At 38.2% G+C, this 23,301-nt stretch carries 18 protein-coding genes, 1 tRNA gene and 5 pseudogenes; 18 read left to right on the top strand and 6 right to left on the bottom strand.

Annotation, left to right across the window (positions count from 1 at the left end; genetic code table 11):
- Window positions 1-4 precede the first annotated feature (4 nt).
- Both HMPREF9182_RS06485 and HMPREF9182_RS06490 read left to right on the top strand, forming a co-directional pair.
- Window positions 5-1,312 (top strand): PTS sugar transporter subunit IIC, encoded by a 1,308-nt coding sequence (locus tag HMPREF9182_RS06485; protein WP_009754267.1) that lies wholly within the window; start codon window positions 5-7, stop codon window positions 1,310-1,312.
- Entirely contained in the window at window positions 1,309-2,703 is a 1,395-nt protein-coding gene (locus HMPREF9182_RS06490; protein ID WP_009443112.1) for a glycoside hydrolase family 1 protein, read from the top strand. The genes HMPREF9182_RS06485 and HMPREF9182_RS06490 overlap by 4 nt, the downstream gene beginning before the upstream one ends.
- A gap of 266 nt (window positions 2,704-2,969) precedes the next feature.
- Here the strand turns inward: HMPREF9182_RS06490 and HMPREF9182_RS06495 are convergent.
- Window positions 2,970-3,040: transfer RNA gene (locus tag HMPREF9182_RS06495), tRNA-Cys, on the bottom strand.
- A 280-nt stretch (window positions 3,041-3,320) separates the two neighbouring features.
- On the opposite strand from HMPREF9182_RS06495, the gene rpsB reads away from it, so the two are divergent.
- The 4 genes from rpsB (at window position 3,321) to HMPREF9182_RS06515 (ending at window position 8,366) form a co-directional block, all read left to right on the top strand.
- Window positions 3,321-4,103: a 30S ribosomal protein S2 gene (gene rpsB / locus HMPREF9182_RS06500; RefSeq protein WP_009754635.1), complete on the top strand. Its 783-nt coding sequence runs from the start codon at window positions 3,321-3,323 to the stop codon at window positions 4,101-4,103.
- A gap of 81 nt (window positions 4,104-4,184) precedes the next feature.
- The gene (gene tsf / locus HMPREF9182_RS06505; protein WP_009443401.1) at window positions 4,185-5,228 is read left to right on the top strand and encodes a translation elongation factor Ts; all 1,044 of its coding nucleotides are present in this window, start codon (window positions 4,185-4,187) and stop codon (window positions 5,226-5,228) included.
- 235 nt (window positions 5,229-5,463) lie between these two features.
- A complete protein-coding gene (locus tag HMPREF9182_RS06510; protein WP_009754862.1) occupies window positions 5,464-5,922 on the top strand; it encodes a CtsR family transcriptional regulator in 459 nt (152 codons plus the stop codon).
- 5 nt (window positions 5,923-5,927) lie between these two features.
- Window positions 5,928-8,366, top strand: coding sequence for an ATP-dependent Clp protease ATP-binding subunit (locus tag HMPREF9182_RS06515; RefSeq protein ID WP_009443337.1), 2,439 nt, complete (start codon window positions 5,928-5,930; stop codon window positions 8,364-8,366).
- A gap of 199 nt (window positions 8,367-8,565) precedes the next feature.
- Here HMPREF9182_RS06515 and dusB read toward each other — a convergent pair whose 3' ends face one another.
- Together dusB and hslO are read right to left on the bottom strand one after the other, a co-directional pair.
- Window positions 8,566-9,543: a tRNA dihydrouridine synthase DusB gene (gene dusB / locus HMPREF9182_RS06520; protein ID WP_009754577.1), complete on the bottom strand. Its 978-nt coding sequence runs from the start codon at window positions 9,541-9,543 to the stop codon at window positions 8,566-8,568.
- Window positions 9,530-10,402, bottom strand: a complete 873-nt coding sequence (gene hslO, locus HMPREF9182_RS06525; RefSeq protein WP_009443263.1) for an Hsp33 family molecular chaperone HslO — start codon at window positions 10,400-10,402, stop codon at window positions 9,530-9,532. Before hslO ends, dusB begins: the two co-directional genes overlap by 14 nt.
- Window positions 10,403-10,762: 360 nt before the next feature.
- Here hslO and HMPREF9182_RS06530 point away from each other — a divergent pair, with 360 nt between their 5' ends.
- The 4 genes and pseudogenes from HMPREF9182_RS06530 to HMPREF9182_RS06545 all read left to right on the top strand — a co-directional run.
- Window positions 10,763-12,055, top strand: a complete 1,293-nt coding sequence (locus tag HMPREF9182_RS06530; RefSeq protein ID WP_037603062.1) for an adenylosuccinate synthase — start codon at window positions 10,763-10,765, stop codon at window positions 12,053-12,055.
- A gap of 58 nt (window positions 12,056-12,113) precedes the next feature.
- Window positions 12,114-12,764: an HAD family hydrolase gene (locus tag HMPREF9182_RS06535; RefSeq protein ID WP_009754445.1), complete on the top strand. Its 651-nt coding sequence runs from the start codon at window positions 12,114-12,116 to the stop codon at window positions 12,762-12,764.
- 410 nt (window positions 12,765-13,174) lie between these two features.
- Window positions 13,175-13,771 carry a TetR/AcrR family transcriptional regulator gene (locus HMPREF9182_RS06540; RefSeq protein ID WP_009443698.1) on the top strand — a complete coding sequence of 199 codons (597 nt, stop codon included), beginning with the start codon at window positions 13,175-13,177 and terminating at the stop codon, window positions 13,769-13,771.
- A pseudogene (locus HMPREF9182_RS06545) lies at window positions 13,771-14,106 on the top strand (ATP-binding cassette domain-containing protein); the annotation flags it as partial. The gene HMPREF9182_RS06540 and the pseudogene HMPREF9182_RS06545, both read left to right, overlap by 1 nt.
- 234 nt (window positions 14,107-14,340) lie before the next feature.
- On the opposite strand, the pseudogene HMPREF9182_RS06550 reads toward HMPREF9182_RS06545, so the two are convergent.
- Window positions 14,341-15,506 (bottom strand): annotated as a pseudogene (locus tag HMPREF9182_RS06550) (MFS transporter).
- A 31-nt stretch (window positions 15,507-15,537) separates the two neighbouring features.
- Complete coding sequence (locus tag HMPREF9182_RS06555) at window positions 15,538-16,059, bottom strand: TetR/AcrR family transcriptional regulator (protein ID WP_037603066.1); 522 nt, start codon at window positions 16,057-16,059, stop codon at window positions 15,538-15,540.
- A gap of 158 nt (window positions 16,060-16,217) precedes the next feature.
- On the opposite strand from HMPREF9182_RS06555, the gene HMPREF9182_RS06560 reads away from it, so the two are divergent.
- From HMPREF9182_RS06560 to HMPREF9182_RS06585, 8 genes and pseudogenes are all read left to right on the top strand, one after another.
- Window positions 16,218-17,072, top strand: coding sequence for a cation diffusion facilitator family transporter (locus tag HMPREF9182_RS06560; protein ID WP_009443655.1), 855 nt, complete (start codon window positions 16,218-16,220; stop codon window positions 17,070-17,072).
- Between the two features lie 669 nt (window positions 17,073-17,741).
- Window positions 17,742-18,353, top strand: a complete 612-nt coding sequence (locus HMPREF9182_RS06565; RefSeq protein ID WP_128080246.1) for a hypothetical protein — start codon at window positions 17,742-17,744, stop codon at window positions 18,351-18,353.
- 8 nt (window positions 18,354-18,361) lie between these two features.
- The gene (locus tag HMPREF9182_RS06570) at window positions 18,362-18,934 is read left to right on the top strand and encodes a CPBP family intramembrane glutamic endopeptidase (protein ID WP_009443894.1); all 573 of its coding nucleotides are present in this window, start codon (window positions 18,362-18,364) and stop codon (window positions 18,932-18,934) included.
- Between the two features lie 12 nt (window positions 18,935-18,946).
- Window positions 18,947-19,330: pseudogene (locus HMPREF9182_RS10965) on the top strand (Msa family membrane protein); the annotation flags it as partial.
- 33 nt (window positions 19,331-19,363) lie between these two features.
- The gene (locus HMPREF9182_RS06575) at window positions 19,364-20,239 is read left to right on the top strand and encodes an ABC transporter ATP-binding protein (RefSeq protein ID WP_037603069.1); all 876 of its coding nucleotides are present in this window, start codon (window positions 19,364-19,366) and stop codon (window positions 20,237-20,239) included.
- 1 nt (window position 20,240) lies between these two features.
- Window positions 20,241-20,996 (top strand): hypothetical protein, encoded by a 756-nt coding sequence (locus HMPREF9182_RS06580; protein WP_009754296.1) that lies wholly within the window; start codon window positions 20,241-20,243, stop codon window positions 20,994-20,996.
- Between the two features lies 1 nt (window position 20,997).
- Window positions 20,998-21,803: pseudogene (locus HMPREF9182_RS10970) on the top strand (ABC transporter transmembrane domain-containing protein); the annotation flags it as partial.
- A 21-nt stretch (window positions 21,804-21,824) separates the two neighbouring features.
- Window positions 21,825-22,724, top strand: coding sequence for an ABC transporter ATP-binding protein (locus HMPREF9182_RS06585; RefSeq protein WP_255263276.1), 900 nt, complete (start codon window positions 21,825-21,827; stop codon window positions 22,722-22,724).
- A 27-nt stretch (window positions 22,725-22,751) separates the two neighbouring features.
- Here the strand turns inward: HMPREF9182_RS06585 and HMPREF9182_RS06590 are convergent.
- Window positions 22,752-23,280, bottom strand: a pseudogene (locus HMPREF9182_RS06590) (TetR/AcrR family transcriptional regulator).
- Window positions 23,281-23,301: the final 21 nt, after the last annotated feature.

Here is a 23,301-nt window from a genome sequence, read left to right on the forward strand (position 1 = left end):
TCTGATGGAAAAATTGTTTAATAGTAAGTTTATGACTAAACTTCAAGAATTTGGTTATAAGCTAGCTAATAATGTTTTTATCCAGTCTTTACAGGCTGGTATGGGGTCTCTTTTGGGACTGATTACGGTAGGTTCTTTATTTCAGGTCTTGGCCGCAGTTGGGAACGAAACGGCTCTAGGTTGGTTTAAGACGGGAGACGCGGTCTATAATACTTTGACTTTGCCCTTCCGTTATTCGATGGATTTTATTTCTATTTGGGTAGCTATCTTTTTTGCTTACAACTATGCTAAAAATCTGAAGTTGAAATCTCCCATCATGGCAGCGGTTGATACAGCAGTAACATTTATGCTGGTGGCAGGGCCGTTTGTCGACACTGAAAAATTTTCCGGTGTTCAGTTAGACTTCCTTGGTTCACAAGGAATGTTCGTGAGCTTCTTTATTGTTTTTGTCGTCGTACAAATTGAAAAATTCTGCTATGAAAAAGATATTAAGATTAAGATGCCAGACGTTGTGCCACAATTTTTGCAAGATAGCTTTGGATCTATTTTACCTGTTTTCTTCTCTATTACTCTTTTCCTTTTGTTGAATGTTGGAATCGGTGCTTTGACAGCAGGTGCATATACAGTTCCATCTGGATTTATGGCTCTTTTGCGTGCCCCACTTAGTGCAGTATCTTCTGTTCCTGGTATTGTCATGCTGTGTATGCTTGCCTTGGTTCTTTGGTGCTTTGGTATCCATGGTACTTTAATTATTATCCCAATTATCTCGCCGTTAGGAATTCAAGCCGCAACCACTAATGCTGCTCTTCATGCTGCAGGTCAACCGATGCAATTCTTCCCAGTTTTGCTATACACCTCTATGGCTCTAGTCGGAGGTACAGGTAACACTTGGGCTTTAGTTTTATTAGGATTGCGATCTAAATCGAAACAAATTAGTGCCGTATCTAAAATCTCACTTATTCCAGGTTGGTTTGGTATCAATGAGCCAGTAACATTTGGTATGCCAATTATGTTTAATCCAATCTTATGTATTCCTTATGTACTTAATGTGCCTATTATGATGATTCTGACCTATTTTGCTTATCAAACTGGTTTTATCATTCCAGCATGGATCGTTGTCAGTGCACAGTTGCCAATGGGATTCAGTAACTACTTGACAACACTTCGTTGGCAAAATTTCATTTGGGATTACATTTTGATTATTCCAGCTATGTTGATCTATTATCCATTCTTTAAGAAATACGAAGAACAGCTTGTTAAACAAGAAGCTGAAATGGCAGCTTTAGAAGCAGAAGGAGGTGTAGCAGCTTGATTGATGTGACAAAGTTTTCTAGAGATTTTCTCTGGGGATCGGCTTCGGCCGCTTACCAGGTTGAAGGTGCTTGGGATGAAGATGGCAAGAGTGTGTCTATATGGGACAATTTTGTCCGCCAGCCTAATAGAACCTTTAAAAACACGACAGGTGATGTGGCGGTGGATCACTATCATCGCTATAAAGAAGATGTTAAGTTGATGGCAGAAATGGGCTTGAAAGCCTATCGGTTCTCTATTGCTTGGACTCGTATCTTGCCTGAAGGACGAGGAGAAGTTAATCAGAAAGGGATTGAATTTTATTCAAATCTTATTGATGAACTGCTAAAGTATAATATTGAACCCATTATTACAATCTACCACTGGGACTTACCTCAAGTTTTGCAGGAAGAGTACGGTGGCTGGGAGTCTAGAAATATAATCGATGATTTCCTATATTATGCTGAAGTCTTATTTGAAAATTTTGGAGATCGAGTAAAGTATTGGATAGGACTTAACGAGCAAAATGTATTTGTAGGCCTCGGCTACAGAGATGGCTATTTCCCTCCAGGCATTAAAGACATCAAGCGGATGCATCAAGTCAATCATATTGTCAATTTGGCAAACGCAACAATTATCAAGCGTTTCCATGAGTTGAATATAAAAGGTCAAATCGGCCCAAGCTTTGCCTTTCCTGTCCTCTATGCTCTGGATAATCGGCCTGAGAATGTTCTAGCGACAGAACAATCGTTAGATGTCAATGTTTGGTATTGGATGGATGCCTATATACTAGGACGCTACCCCAAAACAGCCTTGGCTTATCTGAAAAATCAATTTGGAATAGAATTAGATATTCGTGAAGGAGATTTTGATATTCTAAAATCTGGTAGACCAGACTTTGTAGGCGTAAACTATTATCAGTCTCATACCTTTGCAGCGAATGTACCAAATGCTGAAGCAGGAGAACCGGACCAATTTAAACATGTTAAAAATGAACATTTGGAACGTACCAGCTGGGAATGGGAAATTGACCCCACGGGTTTACGCATCGCTTTGCGTCGCATCACCAGTCGTTATGATATTCCAATCATGATTACAGAAAATGGTCTGGGAGAATACGATAGTTTGACAGAAGATAGAGAAGTACACGACTCTTATCGAATTGAGTATCTTGAAAATCATATTACAGCCGTACAAAATGCCATAGAAGATGGTTGTGCGGTGCTAGGTTATTGCACATGGTCTTTTACAGATTTGCTTTCTTGGCTCAATGGCTATGGAAAACGTTATGGCTTTGTTTATGTTGATCGAGATGAGGAAGAGGGAGGTAGTCTAGAGAGAATACGTAAAGATAGCTTTTATTGGTATCAAAAATTGATTTCAGAGTTTGATAGTAAAAAGGAGAAAGTTTAATAAAAAAATAAGCAAAAGAGAGTGGGACAGAAATCGGTAATTCGTTAGAATTTGATTTCGTCGTCCCACCTCCGCACAGTTGAGTAGGGCTGTAAAAGCTGATGAAATCAGCGTAGTAGAGCCCACTCAACCACTGCGTCTTGCTCAACAATCCAAAGGCAATTGAGAGGCTAGGACTTTTGTCCCAGCCTCTTTTGTATACATCAAAAAAACAAAGACCCTCGAAAGGATCTTTGAAAAAAGATAAAAAGATAAAATTCTGAAAAAGGCGGTAGACGGATTTGAACCGACGATCAAGCTTTTGCAGAGCCGTGCCTTACCACTTGGCTATACCGCCTCAACAGTTATTATTTTACATTAAAAAATCGCTTTCGTCAATACTGCTGAAAATACGAAATAGAAATAATCTTGAAAGAAAATAAAAACTAACAGATAGATAAAGAAATTGCTGTAAAATAAGGGAAAGAGCTTGTCAAATGATTTTAAATTTGTTACAATGGTAGATGCCGTGTAAATGGCAAATACTTCATTTTAGATGAATTGTGGGGCTGTTGCCTTCGGGTGGTCTTGCGAGCTGAAATCTAAAAGAGGAAATAAACAAAAAGGAGAATTTACTCATGGCAGTAATTTCAATGAAACAACTTCTTGAGGCTGGTGTTCACTTTGGTCACCAAACTCGTCGCTGGAACCCTAAGATGGCTAAGTACATCTTTACAGAGCGTAACGGTATCCACGTTATTGACTTACAACAAACTGTAAAATATGCAGACCAAGCATATGACTTTATCCGTGATGCTGCTGCAAATGATGCAATCATCTTGTTTGTTGGTACTAAAAAGCAAGCTGCTGAAGCTGTAAAAGACGAAGCAGAACGTGCTGGTCAATACTACATCAACCACCGTTGGTTGGGTGGAACTCTTACAAACTGGTCTACTATCCAAAAACGTGTAGCTCGTTTGAAAGAAATCAAACGCATGGAAGAAGACGGAACTTTCGAAGTTCTTCCTAAGAAAGAAGTAGCGCTTCTTAACAAACAACGTGCACGTCTTGAAAAATTCTTGGGTGGTATCGAAGAAATGCCACGTATCCCAGATGTAATGTACGTAGTTGACCCACATAAAGAGCAAATCGCTGTTAAAGAAGCTAAGAAGCTTGGTATCCCAGTGGTTGCGATGGTTGACACAAATACAGATCCAGATGATATTGATGTAATCATTCCATCTAACGATGACGCTATCCGCGCTGTTAAATTGATCACTGCGAAAATGGCTGACGCTATTATTGAAGGTCGTCAAGGAGAAGATGCTGTAGCAGCTGTTGAAGCAGAATTTGCAGCTTCTGAAGCGCAAGCAGACTCAATTGAAGAAATCGTTGAAGTTGTAGAAGGCGACAACGCTTAATTTAAATAATTAGTAATAACCTAGGAGGGCGGGCGTGGCCCGGCTCTCCTATTTTTAAAACATATTTATAGGAGAATAAAAATGGCAGAAATTACAGCTAAGCTTGTAAAAGAATTGCGTGAAAAATCTGGTGCTGGTGTCATGGACGCTAAGAAAGCATTAGTTGAAACTGATGGTGACATCGAAAAAGCGATTGAATTGCTTCGCGAAAAAGGAATGGCAAAAGCAGCTAAGAAAGCTGACCGTGTTGCTGCTGAAGGTCTGACAGGTGTTTACGTAAACGGTAATGTCGCTGCTGTTGTTGAAGTAAATGCTGAAACTGACTTCGTTGCAAAAAATGCTCAATTTATTGACTTGGTAAACGCAACAGCTAAAGTAATCGCTGAAGGCAAACCAGCTAACAACGAAGAAGCACTTGCTTTGACAATGCCTTCAGGTGAAACTCTTGAAGCTGCATACGTATCTGCAACTGCAACTATCGGAGAAAAAATCTCATTCCGTCGTTTTGCACTTGTTGAAAAGACAGATGCACAACACTTTGGTGCTTACCAACACAACGGTGGCCGTATCGGTGTTATCTCTGTTGTTGAAGGTGGCGACGATGCTCTTGCAAAACAAATCTCAATGCATATTGCTGCAATGAAACCAACTGTTCTTTCATACGAAGAGTTGGATGCGCAGTTTGTTAAAGATGAATTGGCACAGTTAAACCACGTTATCGATCAAGACAATGAAAGCCGTGCAATGGTTGGTAAACCAGCTCTTCCACATCTCCAATATGGTTCTAAAGCACAGTTGACAGCAGAAGTTGTTGCAAAAGCTGAGGAAGACATCAAGGCTGAGTTGGCTGCAGAAGGTAAACCAGAAAAAATCTGGGACAAAATTATCCCAGGTAAAATGGATCGCTTCTTCTTGGATAATACAAAAGTGGACCAAGCATACACGCTTCTTGCACAAGTATACATCATGGATGACAGCAAGACAGTTGAAGCTTACCTTGAATCAGTAAATGCTTCAGTAGTTGAGTTTGCTCGCTTTGAAGTGGGTGAAGGTATTGAGAAAGCTGCTAACGACTTTGAATCAGAAGTTGCAGCAACAATGGCAGCAGCTCTCGGACAGAACTAATAGATGTCGAAATAAACCTTGGAGAAATCCAAGGTTTTTTATTGTTAGCTTTTGAATCTGCAGTTCATTTTCATATGAGAGAGATATAATCTTTATTACTATAGATTGAAATCATGGTCTTTTTCTTTCAAAAATACAATATTTTCGATATAATATTAGTCAAAGATAGTCAATGTCAAATGTAAAATAAACTAACTAGAAGAAAGAGTGATTTGGTTGGTTAGAAAGGATTTTCATGGGGAGTAAAAATACTTCAGATAATATAGAGGCTTATATCAAAGAAATATTAGCTCAAGCTGGTATAGTAGAACTAAAGCGGAGCGAACTAGCAGATGTCTTTCAGGTCGTACCTAGTCAGATCAATTATGTCATCAAGACTCGATTTACAGAAAGTCGAGGTTATATCGTGGAAAGCAAGCGTGGTGGCGGTGGGTATATCCGTATTGGTAAAATAGAATTTTCTGATCATCATCAGATGCTTTGCGATTTATTAGACCATGCAGGAGAGCGAGTCAGTCAGCAGGTTTTTACAGATTTAATGCAGCTTCTATTTGATGAACGAGTGATCAGTGAACGGGAAGGGAATCTTCTTTTAGCTACAGCAACGGACTGTGTTTTGGGAGAAGGTGCACCTCTTATCCGTGCTCGAATGTTAAAGAAAATTTTACAACAACTTGATAGAAAAGGAATATAAATTGGATGAAATATTCAAAAGCTTTAATTGTTAGTCTTGAAGATGCACAGAAATTAGCGGCTCACTTTCAGGCGGATTATCTGGAATCTTGGCATTTGTTGCTGGCTTTTTCAAATTATCCTTATAGTGTAGCAGGATCTGTTTTGAATGATTATCCGCTTGAGGTAGATGACTTTGAAGATGCTGCTTATCATGTGGTTAGAAAGTCTTTTCAAAAGGAGTCAGATTTTTCTATTTTGCCTTTTTCTCATCGCTTGACAGCATTATTTGAAGAAGGAAAGGCTGTTGCGGAAGTTACCTATGCTAAAGAACTTGGAACAGAGCATCTATTGTATGCGATCATCAGTGATCGAGGGACACTAGCTACTCGTATACTAGAATTTGTTGGTTTTAGCTATGAGGATAAAGAAGGCGTTTTGCGGATGAAGGATTTGCTTAAAAATCTTGAACAAAAGGCTGGTTGGACAAAAGATAATATAAAGGCTATTCGAAGTTTGCATAAAGGTTTTCAACAAGCAAAGCAAAATATGGCCAATATGATGGGAATGCCTCCAACCCAAAGTGGTGGATTAGAAGAATATACGAGAGATTTGACAGAGCTAGCCCGCTCAGGACGTTTAGAGCCTGTGATTGGTCGAGATCGAGAAATTTCTCGGATGATACAAGTACTGAGCCGTAAAACGAAAAATAATCCTGTCTTAGTAGGAGATGCTGGAGTTGGAAAAACAGCTTTGGCTCTTGGTTTGGCGCAACGTGTAGCTTTAGGTCAAGTGCCTTATGAGTTGTCAAAGATGCGTGTTTTGGAACTTGATTTGATGAATGTGGTAGCTGGTACGCGCTTCCGTGGGGATTTTGAGGAACGTATGAACAATATCATTGATGATATTGAAGAAGATGGTCAGGTGATTCTATTTATCGATGAACTTCATACTATCATGGGTTCTGGTAGCGGGATTGATTCTACGATGGATGCAGCCAATATCTTAAAACCTGCTCTGGCTCGTGGCACGCTCCGAACGATTGGTGCGACGACACAAGAGGAATATCAGAAGCATATTGAAAAGGATGCGGCGCTATCTCGTCGATTTGCTAAGATTGTTGTGGAAGAACCTAGTGTTTCTGACAGCATTGCTATTTTACAGGGGTTAAAGACGAATTATGAGGCGCACCATAAGGTTGTGATTACGGATCAAGCTATTGAGGCGGCGGTTAAATATGCTCACCGTTATTTGACGAGCAAGCAATTACCAGATTCGGCTATCGATCTTTTAGACGAGACCAGCGCAACGGTGCAAAACAATAGATCGAAAGGGCAAGCTCCGAGTGATTTGAGTCCAGCTGATCAGGCTATTTTAGCTGGTCAGTTTGCTAAGTTAAGTCGCTTAATTAAAGAAGAAAATCAACCTGTTTTAACGGATTTAATAGTAGATGAGGCTGATATTTTGGAAACGTTGAGTCGTTTATCTGGGATTCCTGTTCAAAAATTGACTCAGACAGATGCTAAAAAATACCTCCATTTAGAAAAAGAACTCCATCAGCGTGTGATAGGACAAGACGAAGCGATTTCCGCTATTAGCAGAGCTATTCGTCGCAATCAATCGGGTATTCGCTCTCATAAACGACCAATTGGTTCATTCATGTTTTTAGGACCGACTGGAGTTGGGAAAACAGAGTTAGCTAAGGCGTTAGCCGAAACACTCTTTGACGATGAATCTGCCCTCATTCGATTTGATATGAGTGAATATATGGAGAAGTTTGCTGCTAGTCGTCTTAATGGAGCACCTCCAGGTTATGTTGGATATGAAGAGGGGGGCGAATTGACTGAGAAAGTTCGAAATCGTCCATATTCGGTCTTGCTTTTTGATGAAGTTGAAAAAGCCCATCCTGATATTTTCAATATTCTTCTGCAAGTCTTGGATGATGGTGTGTTAACAGACAGCAAAGGGCGCAAAATTGACTTTTCGAATACTATTATTATCATGACGAGTAACTTAGGAGCGACTAGTCTTCGAGATGATAAAACAGTCGGTTTTGGAGCTAGAGATATTCGATTGGATCAGGAAAATATGGAAAAACGTATGCTAGAAGAACTCAAAAAGACCTATCGTCCAGAGTTTATCAATCGAATTGATGAAAAAGTTGTTTTCCATAGTCTGTCTGAACAGGATATGCAAGAAGTTGTCAAGATCATGGTCAAGCCGTTGGTTGCTAGCTTAGCTGAGCAAGGGATTACTCTTAAATTCCAAGCTAGTGCTTTGAAATTGCTAGCGAAAGAAGGCTATGATATAGAAATGGGAGCACGTCCATTGCGCAGGACCTTACAGACTCAGGTAGAAGACCGGTTGGCAGAATTGCTATTAAAAGGGGAAGTGATGACCGGGCAAACATTGAAAGTCGGTGTCAAGTCTGGGCAACTCAAGTTTGAAGTCACAAACGAAAATTGAGAATGAAGAAAAGCAACAGCAGTAAGCTGTAAAGTGTTTAATTAGTGAATCTTTTCTATATTAAATGGAATTGAAGGACTAAACTGAATTTTAAGATGGTATCTTACTTCATTATCTTTTATGCAATATGGGAACGGACTACTATACATTAGAATAGCTACTTAAAACGTCTGGGATAACTTGTCCCAGACGTTTTTTATTATTTTTTAATTTGCAAGAGTTCCTCAATTTCAGCTAGACTTTCAGCTTGTGAGATAGTACCACGGAGCTTAGCAGCACCAGCAGTTCCACGAAGATAGTGTGGTGCTAGTCCGCGGAATTCACGAATAGCTACATATTCTCCTTTGAGATTGACTAATCGACAAAGGTGCTCGTAGGCAATTTTCATTTTATCCTCAAAATTGAGGTCTGGAAGGATTTCGCCGGTTTCAAAGTAGTGGTTGATTTGGTTAAAGATGTAGGGATTTCCCATAGCTGCTCGACCAACCATGACGGCATCGGCACCGACTTCCTCGATACGCTGTTTGGCGTCTTGTACACTTCGGATATCACCGTTAGCAATGAAAGGAATCTTAGTCAGAGCTTGGGCTACATCGTGTAAGGTCTCAAGGTCAGCATGGCCAGTATACATTTGCTCACGGGTCCGCCCGTGCATAGCCAGGGCTGAGACACCAGCTGCTTCAGCTGCCAGAGCATTTTCTACAGCCAATGAACTGTCGGACCAGCCAGTACGCATCTTGGCTGTCAGAGGAATATCTAGCACGGACTGAACTTTGTTGATAATTTTGTAGATTTTCTCGGGATCCTTAAGCCACATGGCTCCAGCTTCGTTTTTGACAATTTTATTGACCGGACAGCCCATATTAATATCGACGATATCGGTTTTAGTATTTTCTTGGATAAATTCTGCTGCGCGCGCCAAACTATCCTCGTCGCTACCGAAAAGCTGAATAGAAACTGGATTTTCTCCTTCATCAATGTGGAGCATATGAAGGGTTTTTTCGTTGTTATACTGGATGCCCTTGTCAGAGACCATTTCCATGACAACGAGTCCAGCTCCCAGCTCCTTAGCAATGGTCCGGAAAGCAGAGTTGGTTACGCCGGCCATAGGTGCCAGAACTGTGCGGTTGGGAATTTCAACATTTCCAATCATAAAAGGTGTATTAAGATTTGTCACGAATCAGTTCCTCCAGGTCGTTTTGGTCAAAGTGATAGGCTGTCTGGCAGAATTGGCAGATGATTTCAGCCCCTTGATCTTGGTCACGCATCTCTTCTAAGTCAGCCTTTGGCAGGGTAGCCAAGGCATTCATGAAGCGCTCTTTGTTGCAGTCGCACTGGAAGCGGATTTCCTCTTCAGACAGGCGTTTGTATGGTTCATCACCATAGATAGCAGCTAGCAGAGCTTCGATATGGTCATCGGATTCCAGTAGTTTTGAGATAGCAGGCATTTCTTGAATCCGCTTCTCAAAGCGGGCGATTTCAGCTTCTTTGGCACCAGGCAGAACTTGTACCAAGAAACCGCCAGCGACCTTGACTTTATCATTCTCATCCAAGAGAACATTGAGACCAACTGCAGAAGGTGTCTGCTGGCTTTCAGTCAAGTAGAAGGCTAGGTCTTCGCCGATTTCTCCAGAGATGAGAGGAGTCATGGAGTTGTAAGGATTGCCCGTACCATAGTCCGTGATGACGAGGAATTCGCCTTGGCCGACAAAAGGACCAACTAGAACTTCGCCGGTGACAGTCTTTTTGATATCTACACCGGGATTTTGCACATAGCCTTTGACATTGCCCTCAGTATCTGCCACTGTGATGATCGCACCTAGTGAGCTGGTCCCGAGGACCTTGACGGTAATCTTGGTCTGGCCTTTTTCATTTGCAGCCAAAATCTGGCTGGCAATCAGTGTGCGACCCAGTGCAACGGTAGAACTTGTTTGGGTTTGATGTTTTTCTTGAGCGGTCCGAACCGTCTCTGTGCTATCCAGCACATAAGCTCGGAAAGAACCATTTTCTGAGATAGTTTTGATAATTTTGTCCATACCTTTTATTTTAACACAAAATTGGAAAACAAGAGAGGAGCTACTCTTGTTTTTATCAAAAATAAAGAATGGCATTAAAAATAATAATGTTAGTTTGTATCATTAATGCTCATATAATTTATAAATAATTAGAAAACAATCATTATCCCGAACTTTTAGTTTGTTTTTCGCTGAAAAATTCGGAAAAATCTCCTTTTTAAGAAGTCTGAATTATTTTTGAAGTAGAAAATACTAATGAAACACCTCTCTATCCTTGAAAAAACAACTGGAATCTCTTATAATAAAGTGTAAGATATACCAGCAGGTGAGACTCCTGCCATGTATGTAAGAAAGGACGAGCGACTTAGCTCAGACAAAGTTATGACATCAGTAGTTGTTGTAGGAACCCAGTGGGGAGATGAAGGAAAAGGGAAAATCACTGATTTTCTTTCTGCTAATGCCGAAGTGATTGCCCGTTATCAGGGTGGTGACAATGCCGGCCATACCATTGTAATTGACGGCAAGAAGTACAAATTGCATCTGATTCCGTCAGGGATTTTCTTTCCAGAAAAAATCTCTGTGATTGGAAATGGGATGGTGGTGAATCCTAAATCTCTGGTCAAAGAATTGAACTACCTGCATGAGGAGGGTGTGACGACAGATAACCTTCGCATTTCTGATCGAGCGCATGTCATCCTGCCTTATCATATCGAGTTGGATCGCCTACAGGAGGAGGCCAAAGGGGACAATAAGATCGGAACAACCATTAAGGGAATCGGCCCAGCCTATATGGACAAGGCTGCGCGTGTTGGTATCCGGATTGCAGATCTTCTAGACAAAGACATTTTCAGAGAACGCTTGGATCGTAATTTAGCTGAGAAAAACCGCCTTTTTGAGAAATTGTACGATAGTAGAGCAATCAGTTTTGATGATATTTTTGAAGAATACTATGAATATGGGCAACAAATCAAGCAATACGTGACGGATACCTCTGTCATTCTCAACGATGCATTGGATCAAGGCAAGCGAGTGCTCTTTGAAGGGGCTCAAGGAGTTATGCTGGATATTGACCAAGGGACTTATCCATTTGTAACTTCATCTAATCCAGTTGCTGGTGGTGTAACGATCGGTTCTGGGGTTGGCCCGAGCAAGATTGACAAAGTCGTTGGTGTTTGCAAGGCTTATACCAGTCGGGTTGGTGATGGACCATTCCCAACAGAGCTTTTCGATGAAGTAGGAAATCGTATTAGAGAAGTTGGCCATGAATATGGCACAACAACAGGCCGTCCGCGCCGAGTAGGTTGGTTTGACTCTGTTGTCATGCGCCATAGTCGCCGTGTATCAGGCATTACGAATCTCTCACTTAATTCTATTGACGTTTTGAGTGGTCTAGATACGGTGAAGATTTGTGTAGCCTATGATTTGGATGGCCAAAGAATCGATCATTATCCAGCTAGCTTGGAGCAGCTCAAGCGTTGTAAGCCGATTTATGAAGAATTGCCAGGCTGGTCAGAGGATATCACAGGTGTTCGTAAACTGGAAGATTTGCCAGAAAATGCTCGAAACTATGTCCGTCGTGTTAGTGAATTAGTAGGAGTGCGTATTTCTACTTTCTCAGTTGGCCCTGATCGTGAGCAAACCAATATCTTGGAAAGTGTTTGGTCAAGTTTATAAGTAAATGAAGACAAAGGGAACGTTTAGTCCCCTTTTTTGAAAGCAGAAAGAGGCAAAGATGTATCAAACGATTTTATTTGACTTAGACGGTACCTTGACTAATTCAGAACTAGGAATTACCAACTCGGTGGCCTATGCTTTAGGAAAATTTGGGATTGAAGTACCAGACAAGAAAGCATTGAGAGTTTTTATCGGCCCTCCCTTGCAGGATTCTTTTGAGCGCTTTTACGGATTTTCTAAGGAAGAATGCTTAAAGGTCATTGACTACTATCATGAGTACTTTTCTGAAAAGGGACTTTATGAAAATGAGGTCTATCCAGACGTTCCAGACTTACTGGCTTCTCTGAAGCAGGCTGGCAAACAGTTGATTGTAGCTACGTCAAAACCTGAAGAATTTTCTATTCAGATTCTCAAGCACTTTGGTTTATATGATTATTTTGACTTTGTCGCTGGTGCGACCATGGACAGAAAACGTAGTAAAAAAAGCGATGTTATTCAGTATGCCTTAGAACAAAATCAAATCACAGATTTGGCGCATACCATCATGATTGGAGACCGAGAGCATGATGTACTTGGTGGTCAAGCGCAAAAGCTTGATTCTATCGGTGTTCTTTATGGCTTTGGTAGTAGGGAAGAGTTAGAAACCGCTGGTGCTACTTATATCGTAGATGATGTCAAAAAAATGCACGAAATATTAATTAAAAAATAATCTTAAGTTTATTTTAAGAAAGCTTGTGTACAATAAAAGACATAAACAAAGACCTCCTAACTTTGTTTAGAAATCCTAAAACTTTTTCATAATAATCTCCAAAACACCGCTGTTCTATTATGACAGTGGTGTTTTTTTGTATAGTCGGTTAGTGTATCTTTTATTTACTTGAGCCACCTGCGGTTCGTGGCATCATTGATTTTTAGTTCAAGTCATGAATCCGAAGATTCACTGCATCTTTTTATTGCTAAAAGAATATAAAAGTCTTAAATTTCTTCCTAATGATGGGATGATGTTGAAGACTTATATTTTTTACGATCAAAATATAGGTCTTTTTGACATTCTTTATTTTATATGGTAAACTATGACCGAAAAAACAAAAAACGTCACAGAGAACAAAGGAGAAAGTTATGGTTGCTGCTTTTACTGCTGAGGAAAAAGAGGTAATTAAAAGGAAATTACATACAGTCGCAAAGGAATGTCTGCAAAGATATGGGGTTAAGAAAACAACAGTTGACCAAATGGCGGCCTTGGCTGATATTTCCAAAGGCTCTTTTTATAATTTTTATTCTTCAAAGGAAATGTTATTTTTTGCAGTCTTAGAAGAATATCAAATAGATGTTATGAATCACCTGACAGAACAATTGGGTATGGAAACCAAGATAGATACAAATCGTCTGGTACAGTTACTTTATGATTTTTATCAAGATTTTCGCTATTCATTTATGTATACCATATTTAAAAATCATGAAATGGAATTACTCATAAGAAAATTGCCAAAAGAGGCGATAACAAATCATCATCTGATAGATGATAGGATGGTTAAAAAAATTGTGTCCCGAATCAACATTAGAGAAAATGTATCGGTAGAAATCGTCTCTGCTTTATTTAGAACGATTGCTATGACTATATTACACATCGAGGAAATCGGCGAAGAACAATTTGATACTACATTGAAGTTAGTCATACAAGGAGTTGTGGAACAAATTACTAAGGAGGACAGGTAATGGTGAAAGAAGCAATTAGAACCGCAAAGCTTTCTAAAAGATATGGAACAAAAAATGTTGTCAACAACTTGAATTTATCAATAAAACCTGGTGAAATAGTAGGGTTTTTAGGACTGAATGGTGCAGGGAAAACAACGACGATGAGAATGATGCTAGGATTGATAAAATCTACATCAGGAGAATGTTATATCCAAGGAAAAAAGTTAGATCTGAGTAATTTAGAACTTCGAAATGAAATAGGTTATATTATTGAGACGCCTTATTCTTATCCAGACTTAACTGTGAGAGAAAATTTAGAAATAGTTAGTAAATTAAGAGGACTTGATCCTGAAAATAGACGTTTATATAAAAACCGCATTTTCAATGTAAAATATTGAGATTGCCCTCTAGAGATATAAGATAGGAGTTAATTCCGTAAGTGAGAAGCTATATTGCTGGGTATAATTATGATTAACCTTAAGAAATTTTAAAAAGCATAAATCCCGTAAAGATAAAGGAATTATGCCTTGTTGAATAATACAATTTTATGGTTCGTTTTACCTATAGTTTGATAAATAGAGTATTTTGTGTTACAAAATCTTATCAAACTTTTCAATGTAAAACAGTGAAGCGGTCATGATTCCTGTTAAAATAAGCAGTGCGAGAATGCCTGGAGTCCAAGATTTGAAGAAATCAAAACCAAAACCAAAGAGGCTAGGTCCTAAAGCTGCAAGGATATAACCACCAGTTTGCGCTAGGCCAGATAATTGAGCAGTTTGCTCTGGTGTGTTTGTTTTAAGTGAGAAAGTCACCATGAGGTAAGGGAAAAGAGCACTAACAGATATTCCAATCAATAAATTTAGTACGAGCCAATAAAGGAAGTTGTCCGTTTGAAAGAGCAACATGCTTACTCCAGACAGACCTGCTGCAGCTACACAAGAAATCATAATCAAGCGTCCGCGTGCAGATAATCGTGTAGTTAAGCTCGGAATCGTCATCGAAAAAGGTAAGCTAACCAATGAAAAGACGGAAGCCAAGATACCAGAAGCATTTTTGGACAGACCAGCCTGTAGAGCTAAGGTTGGAAGCCAAGTCATAGCTGTATAAAAAAGTAGAGATTGTAGACCACAGAAGATAATGAGGGCCCATACTTTTTTGTTTTTAGTAGGCTAGTAACTGGATGATTCCTTCCCTTATCCTCAAGCATGTGATTGTGTTTCGTGTTGGGGAACCAGATAAAGAAAGCGCAAAGACAAATCAGAGTTAGAGTGATAATCAACCCTTGCCAAGAGCTAACATTGACAATAGGGACTGCTAAGGCAGAGACGATAGTAATAGAGAGACTCATAGCTGAAATATAGAGAGTTGTCAAAAGTCCGATTCGGTGTGGTTGGTTCGCCTGTATGATACTTGGCAAAAGAACATTTAGTAGAGCTGTCGCTCCTCCAAGGATAATCGTTCCTGTATAAAGTAGGGGGAGATTAAAGATTCGGATCAGTGAGCCGAGAGTCAAAAAAACTAGAACCAGAGTAAAGAGTTTCTCCAGTCCGAATTGTCGTGCCAAGCGAGGAGCAAAAGACGAGCAAAGAGCAAACATGATTAAAGGAAGACTGGTCAGCAGTCCAAGTGAACTGAGAGAGACATGTAGTCCATCGGCAATATCTGATAAGACAATAGGTAAAATCGTAAAAGGTGTTCGTAGGACAATCCCAATCATGATAATCCCCGGAACAAAAAATTTAGAACGTTGTTGCATAAAAATCTCCTAAGAATAAATTTTTGATGAGTTATTTCATCAAGTCCAGAAAATACTGGCTAATAGCCTCTTCATCAATTTCTTTTCGCTGTTGTAGCCACCATGAAACCGTCTCAACAAAAGTGGCTGTTACGTGGTTTCTCAAGAAATCTTCGGGTAGAGCTTTCTTATTGCTCAAACCTTTTTCCATAATTAACGGAAAGATATAGTGCTCTAGCTCTTTTTTTAAGCGGTTAATAAAATAAGAGTTTTTTGCCAAGAGTAGAGTAGCGATACGATCTTGGTTTTTTCGAAAGTGATGAAAAATGTGGGTTGTTGCTTCTGTCAAGTTTTTCCCTTCAGGGCGATCGATAAAGGTATGTTGAAACAGCTCTTGACAGAGCTCCTCCAGTAGGGCTTCTTTTGTTTCAAAGTGTGCATAAAAAGTAGACCTTCCCACATCAGCTAGGTCGATGATTTCCTGAACAGTGATGGCTTCATAGCTCTTGCGATGCAAGAGGCTGAGAAAGGCCTGGTAAATGGCTGCGCGTGATTTTTTTACTCGTCTGTCCATAGCATTTTCAAACAAATCTAGTCTTTTGTCTCTTATCTGACAAAAGACTAGATTTGCTTCTTGTTTCCTTTTCTAAAAAGATGGATAATAGAATCGAACAAAGTGTTTGCTTTTGAATATATTATACTATAAAAATATCAGATGTAACAGGGGATGCTATGAAATCAAGTCAAAAAATGATGATTGCCTTTCTTTTGAATGTGTCTTTCGCCATTATTGAAGTTATTTTCGGATTGGCCTTCAATTCCAGTGCTGTCTTGGCTGACGCCGTCCATGATATGGGAGATGCGCTGGCGATTGGTCTGTCAACGCTTTTAGAAAAGATTTCTAATAAAAAAGAAGACAGCCGTTATACATTGGGCTACAAGCGTTATAGTTTACTAGGAGCCATTCTAACGTCCATTATTTTGATTATAGGTTCTATTTTGGTCCTCTGGGAAAATGTTCCCAAGGTCTTCGCCCCGGAACCTGTTGATTATAACGGGATGCTGGTCCTAGGAATTATCGCTATTCTGGTCAATCTAGCAGCAAGCAAGGTGGTCAGTCACGGCCATAGTCACAATGAGTCTATTCTCAGTCTACACTTTCTAGAGGATATTCTGGGGTGGCTAGCGGTTATTTTAGTGTCAATCGTCCTACACTTCACAGACTGGTATTTTCTAGATCCCTTGCTATCTCTGTTGATTGCTGTCTTTATCCTCAGTCAGTCTCTACCTAAGTTTAGGGATAATATCAAGATCTTTCTGGATCATGTTCCAAGCGATATTGATCTAGGTCAGCTCTATCAAGAACTGGGGAGTCTGGACAATGTTCAAGCTATTGCCCAGCTAAATGTCTGGACGACAGATGGCATTGATAAGTATGCCATGATTCATATTTGCCTAAAAGAGGCGGAGAAAAGTCAGCAAATTAGACAAGCTATTCATCAGCTTGTGAAAACCTACGGGATTGTGAGTGCGACTATAGAGTGCGATGGAAGTATGGAAGAGCACCGTGGACATAGGGAAAGATAAGGAGTTACTTAATAGAAAATTAATTAGTTTAAAACAACTAATTTTTTTTAATGATTTTTTATTTTTGGATTTTTATTTCGAATAGTATAAGTGAGAAGCAATAAATCATTTGGTTGCTTTATCAATATAAAAAAGGAGAATATGATGAAAGTTTTTAAAACTTTATTTAAACGCCACACTTGGAACTTTGGTATTTTGAGTATTAGTTATCGAGTAAATCGTCGTGTTACATTATAAGGAGGAATAATGAAAATTTTTAAAACCCTATTTAAACGCCATACTTGGAATTTTGGCATTTTGAGTATTAGTTATCGAGTAAACCGTCGTGTTACATTATAAGGAGGAATGATGAAAGTTTTTAAAACTCTATTTAAACGCCATACTTGGAATTTTGGTGTTTTGAGTATTAGTTATCGGGTTAACCGCAGAGTAACCCTATAAAAAAGGTAGCTAATCAGATATGATTAGCTATCAATAAGATGAGGATTAGTCAGCTAACCCTCATCTTATTGATAAAATTCCCCCCAAGGAGAGGCAGATGAGAAGATTTTTTTCCCTATCTTTAAGTCCATATGGAATAGACGAGAAGTTAAATTTTTAATGGCATTTTCTTTCTTACCACTAATAGTTCCTCTGTTGACAAATAGTCCAGATATGGAGACCTTTTATGTGGCCAAATCAAGCGCAAGTTTATTCACTTTTATTATTGTTGTTTTACAATCACAGTATAAGCTTGTACTACCGACATTGATATTTTCTTACATTATCTATCTAACCCTACGAGATGAATTTAGCTCTGGGACGATGTTTTTATATAAGGATTTAAGAAAGTCTGTTATTTTTAATACAAAAGTTATAAGTCTATGCTTGCTGTATCTGCTATATCTGGTCGTTAGTCTCCTTGCAAGTGTGTTCATTTTTTACCTATTTTTAAATACTTCTGATCAGATTTTTTCGAGTAATCCGTCATTATTCGGACAAGAGTTGGTTAGTTTCTTAGCAATCATTATGCTTAATATTGTAGCTGTTTTTATTACGATAGCTTTTTCAATGTATGCTAATCGTGCAGCGACAATTGTTATGAGCATATTCTTTGTTTTACTCAGTGTAATTGCACCACGGTTGCAACTGTTACAATATGTTTTTCCAAATGGTTATGTTAATACAATTTCAACTGTTGGAATAGGGATAAGTATCTTTATAGCTTTGTCCATTAGTTTGACTTATATATTAAGCTCGTATGTGATTGCTTATCGGAAGTTTATAGAAATAGAATTTTAGGTGGTACAATGAATCGGGCGAATTCAACGATATTAGTGACTACATTAGGAGTTCTGATTTTATCTATTGTTTTATTTAGTATTGGCATGACTAGTTTGATTTTTATAGACCATCAACATCTAGTTATCAGTTATTTTTACATTTTAGCTTTCTTTATGCCTGTTTGTTTTGTGGGACTTCCCCATTATCTAGCTCAAAAATATAAATTGTACAGTAGATATAAAGAAGTAACCTTCTCCACACGAGTAGCAGCCATTCTATTATTATTGTTATTTGTAGGAAATGCTATGTTCATCAAAGGAAATGAATTTTGGCATCAGATGATTGTAGCTAGTTGCGAAGAATATCTTTTTCGTTATGTTCTGTACCGAATGTTACGGAAGAATTTCTCTAAATTTCATTCTATTCTTTTTTGCTCATTGGCATTTGGAATCCTGCTACATTTAAACTATAATCTATGGGATAATCTCTTAATTCGAACACCGGTAGGGGTTCTACTCGGTTATATTGCAACGCATTTGGGACTTCATTATTCTATTGCAGCTCATTGGTTGATTAATTTATTAGCAGCTTTGTTTTAAAAAGGAGATATTATGACATTATTTGTTTTATTTTTGGTGCTTTATTACGTGTTGATAACAGGGAGTATGCTAGCATTCTTGCCTTCTTTGCCTGTAATCGTATTAGCAAGTGTTTTCTACTTGCTTCCCTTGCTTCTGCATAGTTGGTTGCTTGTAAAGTGTAAAAGCAAGGAAGAGCTATTAAAATATGGTATCACTTTGCCTGTTTTATCTATGGTTTCTTATACGGCCTTTGCTTATTTTTCTGAGAATCTAGGTTTATGGCAACTATTTGTAGAGAGAAATACAGTTGTTTCTGATGAAATGACTGTGCAGATTGCTCAGTCTCCAATGGAACTTTCACAACTCGCTTTTGCATTTATATTATACAGCTCTATTTCGGTTGTACACTATTACATTAAATTACAAAAAATAAAAAGGAAATTACTCATGCTTACCATTAATCATCTATCTAAACAATTCAAAGGCAATGATTTTTATTCACTTCGAGATGTGAGTCTGACGATAAAAAAAGGAGAAATTGTCGGTTTAATAGGAAAAAATGGAGCAGGAAAATCGACTCTTATGAAGCTTATTGCTAAGTCACTTAAACCGAGTCAGGGTGAGATTTATTATAAAGATATTGACTTACATTCTAAGGAAAATCTCTTACAGGATGTCGGTATTATGATTGATCCTGTTTTTTATCCAGACATGACTGTAGAAGATAATCTTAAATTTTACTTGCAGTTACATGGGAAAACAAACCTTTATCCCAATATTGAAAAAACATTGAAATTGGTTGAGTTGTGGGAAGCGAGAAAAAGAAAGCCAAAAGGATTTTCTTTTGGGATGAAACAACGGACAGCCTTAGCAATTGCGCTTGTAGCTGAGCCGAATTTCTTAATTTTAGATGAGCCTTTTGTGGGGTTGGATCCGATAGGTGTTCAAAAGTTGATTACAATCTTGAAAGAGTGGTCAAGTAAACGTCAGATTTCGATGTTGATCTCCAGTCATCAGCTAAGTGAACTGGAAGCCCTTTGTGATCGCTATCTCTACATAAAGGAAGGACATTTAGCAGATCAATTCAATGCGATGGATGGTACGAAGCTGTTAGTTCATTTAGCGGAAGAAGGGATTATCGAAGATTTACAACCTTATCTTTCAGAATACATTCGTATGGATGGTAACTGTCTAGAGATTGCGACGATCTGTCCACAAGAAAAACTGAATAATCTATTTACAATGTTGGGTCGACAACAGTTAATCAAATCTATTGATATAAAAGAGAATCAACTTAAACAGATTTTCTCGCAAGGAGACTAGAATGAAACAAATTTTTTCAGCAGTGCTAAATGCAACGTGGAAACAAAAAGAAAGCAAGCTTTTTATGGCATTTAGCATGAGCCCTCTTTTGTACTTAATATCAACATTTATGAAAACTGGCTTTATGAACATCACTTCTCTTGATAACCATGTTCAATTAAGTTTTTTAGAGATGTATGATGGGATTTTCAATCTTACTTTCAGTTCGACTCTGCCGACCTTAGCTTTATTTTTTGTAGTCATTGCAGTGTTTAAAAGTGAAATACAACAGCATTTGCTTTTCTTGTATAAAGATTTAGAAAAGACAAGAGTTTTAGTGGCTAAACTACTTAGTATCTTGACCTTGTTCCTTATTTTTGTATTAAACTTTACTGTCCTTATGTTCGGAGTCTATTATCTGAGAATTATTCATCTACCTTTTGGTTCAGGAGAACTGATTGGTTCGGATGGCTATTATGCCTTATTCTCTACTATTGGAACAATTTTACTGCATTTTTGTTATATTTTTTGCATTACCCTTATATCACTTTATAGTACTAATATTGTTAGTATGATTAGTGGTATTGCTTTGATTCTTATAACAGGGATTCTTCCTTTATTTGGTTCGATTGGATTTCTAGTTCCAAACGGTTATCGTACTATTGCAGAGACTGGTAATTTTGGTTTTGCTTTTCTTGGAATGGTAGTAACAACATTACTGTATTGTGGTCTATTGTACTACTTTAGTCTTCAGAAATTTAAAAAAGTGGAGTTTTGACATGCCAGATCAAACAAATTTTTTTCGGATTATTTACTATTTTCTAGATAAACCACGTTTTTTTATTGGTTTATTGCTTAGTTTTTTAGGGACAGGATTAGGTTTAATCTTACCTCAGTTGATAGGTCTGCTGATGGATCAAAAATTTATGAATTCCGTAGTTTCGCAGCCTCATTTGCTATTAGGGATGGCATTGTTTTTTGTAGTAGTTTATATTATTCAAGCTTTTTCGACCTATCTTCTAGGGATGAGTGGTAATAGGGCCATGTCACGTATGCAGACATATTTACACAAACATTTGTTAGGCAAATTTGTTCAAGATGTAGAGGAACTCCAGGCTGGTGATTTAGCAAGTCGGTTGACAAATGATATGACTATTGTTTTAAAACTTGTTACTCTAACTTTTCCGGAGTCATTGCTAAATATTTTTATAGTGATAGGCGCAACAAGTTTTCTTTTTTTATTAATTTTCATTTAACAGTACTTAGTTTTATTTTAATACTTTTTTTGTTACTAGGTATGATTCCAATTAATAAAAAGTTAGAAAATTATTATGTGAGACATCAAGAAATGACGGGAAATTTAACAGGAAAGTTAAGCCATAAATTTTCTCATTTTCGCTTGATAAAAACGTTAAAAGGAGAGCAACAAGAAATAGAAGAGGCAGAACAGGGTTTCCGGAGACTTTTTCATAATTTTAGAAAAATACTACTTTTATCCTCTTTTCAGAGTGCAATGATGAATAGCCTAGCTATGATCTTTATGTTGATTATTATACTAGTAGCTGGTTTGAATGTTCAAAATGGCTCAATGACAATTTCAAGTTTAATGGCATTTGTGTTATATATTTTACAGTTACTAGAGCCGATTTCAGAATTAATTAAAATCTTAGATGATCTCGCAGAAGTTAACGGAGTTGCAAAGCGAACAAAGCAATTGCTATCAAAGTCAGATGAACAAGAGTTGTGCCATGTCGCCCCTGTTCAGGAGGGGAGCATTTCTTTGAAGGATGTTAGTTTTTCTTATCCAGGGCAAAAAGATCCTGTTCTGAAAAATTTGTGGTTAGATATTCCAACAGGACAAAACGTGGCGATTATTGGGCCTAGCGGAGCTGGAAAAACAACACTATTTTCACTTTTAATGAAATTTTATCATCATTACAATGGAAGTATTCGGATTGGCGGACAAGAATTAAGAGCTTTATCTCCAATGCAAGTACGTCAAATGATTTGTTATGTTCCACAGGAAAATACGCTGTTCCATGGTAGCCTTCGCGATAATTTATTTTATGGAAAAAATAAAGCTGTTTCTGAAGAACGTCTCTATGAGGTTTTGGAGGAGCTGGATCTTGTAGAGGTCGTGGAGCAATTACCGAATGGTTTGGATACCGTTTTATCAGATAGTGGCCATGGCTTATCAGAGGGACAAAAACAACGTTTCAATATTGCGCGTGCATTGATGAGTAATGGGGAGATTTATTTGATGGACGAGGTTACAGCTAATCTCGATCTAGTGACCGAACAAACTATTGTTCAAGCGATCGATCGCTTGACTGTAGGAAAGACTCGGCTAACAATTGCTCATCGAATCTCAACTGTTCAACAGGCTGATTCAATTCTAGTTTTAAATGAAGATGGCAGCCTTGATGATCAAGGTAGTCACAGTGAGTTGCTGATGCGTAATAGTCAGTATCAACAATATGTATCAGAGTTAAAAAAAGTAAGCTAGTCTATAAGGATGAACCTCACTTGCTCTCTATCCTAGCATTTTCAGAAGGAAGTCCGTCATTTGTTGCGGGCTTTCTTTTTTTCCTCTCGCAATCCACATTTGTAGGACACCAAAAAAAGCATTGGTAAGATAGACATTGCTATATTCCTTTTCGATTTGGGTATAGTGTTTATTGCTGAATTGCTCCTGTAACTCTTGATCCAGCATGACTTGAAATTTATGCCGCAAGAAAGTCTGGATTTCTTTGGTGCCATTTTCAGATAAAAGTGCTGATAAGAGAGGTTCACTTTCTAGGAAGTCAATAACCTCTAAAATAGCCGCTTGTTTATTTTGAGTGTTCTTCTCAAAAATCGCTTCTAGTTGCTGGAAAAGCCCTTGTTGATAACGTTCAATCAAATCATATTTATCTTTGTAATGTGTGTAAAAGCTACTACGACTTATGCCTGCTTCTTGTGTTAACTCGACGGTTGAAAGATGCTCGAAACTCTTTTTCTCTAAAAGATGAACCATAGCCTGTTCAATCATTTTTTAGTTTTTTACGTTTATTGCTTTCCATATTCACTTGAACTTTCTAAAC

The sequence above is a fragment of the Streptococcus sp. oral taxon 056 str. F0418 genome (assembly GCF_000220065.1).
In the GTDB taxonomy this organism is placed as follows: Bacteria; Bacillota; Bacilli; order Lactobacillales; family Streptococcaceae; genus Streptococcus.

Coding starts and splice junctions, on each gene's coding strand:
- HMPREF9182_RS06485 (WP_009754267.1), top strand. CDS start 5: ATGGAAAAATTGTTTAATAGTAAGTTTATGACTAAACTTCAAGAATTT.
- rpsB (WP_009754635.1), top strand. CDS start 3,321: ATGGCAGTAATTTCAATGAAACAACTTCTTGAGGCTGGTGTTCACTTT.
- tsf (WP_009443401.1), top strand. CDS start 4,185: ATGGCAGAAATTACAGCTAAGCTTGTAAAAGAATTGCGTGAAAAATCT.
- HMPREF9182_RS06510 (WP_009754862.1), top strand. CDS start 5,464: ATGGGGAGTAAAAATACTTCAGATAATATAGAGGCTTATATCAAAGAA.
- HMPREF9182_RS06515 (WP_009443337.1), top strand. CDS start 5,928: ATGAAATATTCAAAAGCTTTAATTGTTAGTCTTGAAGATGCACAGAAA.
- hslO (WP_009443263.1), bottom strand. CDS start 10,402: ATGGACAAAATTATCAAAACTATCTCAGAAAATGGTTCTTTCCGAGCT.
- HMPREF9182_RS06530 (WP_037603062.1), top strand. CDS start 10,763: ATGACATCAGTAGTTGTTGTAGGAACCCAGTGGGGAGATGAAGGAAAA.
- HMPREF9182_RS06535 (WP_009754445.1), top strand. CDS start 12,114: ATGTATCAAACGATTTTATTTGACTTAGACGGTACCTTGACTAATTCA.
- HMPREF9182_RS06540 (WP_009443698.1), top strand. CDS start 13,175: ATGGTTGCTGCTTTTACTGCTGAGGAAAAAGAGGTAATTAAAAGGAAA.
- HMPREF9182_RS06555 (WP_037603066.1), bottom strand. CDS start 16,059: ATGGACAGACGAGTAAAAAAATCACGCGCAGCCATTTACCAGGCCTTT.
- HMPREF9182_RS06560 (WP_009443655.1), top strand. CDS start 16,218: ATGAAATCAAGTCAAAAAATGATGATTGCCTTTCTTTTGAATGTGTCT.
- HMPREF9182_RS06570 (WP_009443894.1), top strand. CDS start 18,362: ATGAATCGGGCGAATTCAACGATATTAGTGACTACATTAGGAGTTCTG.
- HMPREF9182_RS06575 (WP_037603069.1), top strand. CDS start 19,364: ATGCTTACCATTAATCATCTATCTAAACAATTCAAAGGCAATGATTTT.
- HMPREF9182_RS06580 (WP_009754296.1), top strand. CDS start 20,241: ATGAAACAAATTTTTTCAGCAGTGCTAAATGCAACGTGGAAACAAAAA.
- HMPREF9182_RS06585 (WP_255263276.1), top strand. CDS start 21,825: ATGGCATTTGTGTTATATATTTTACAGTTACTAGAGCCGATTTCAGAA.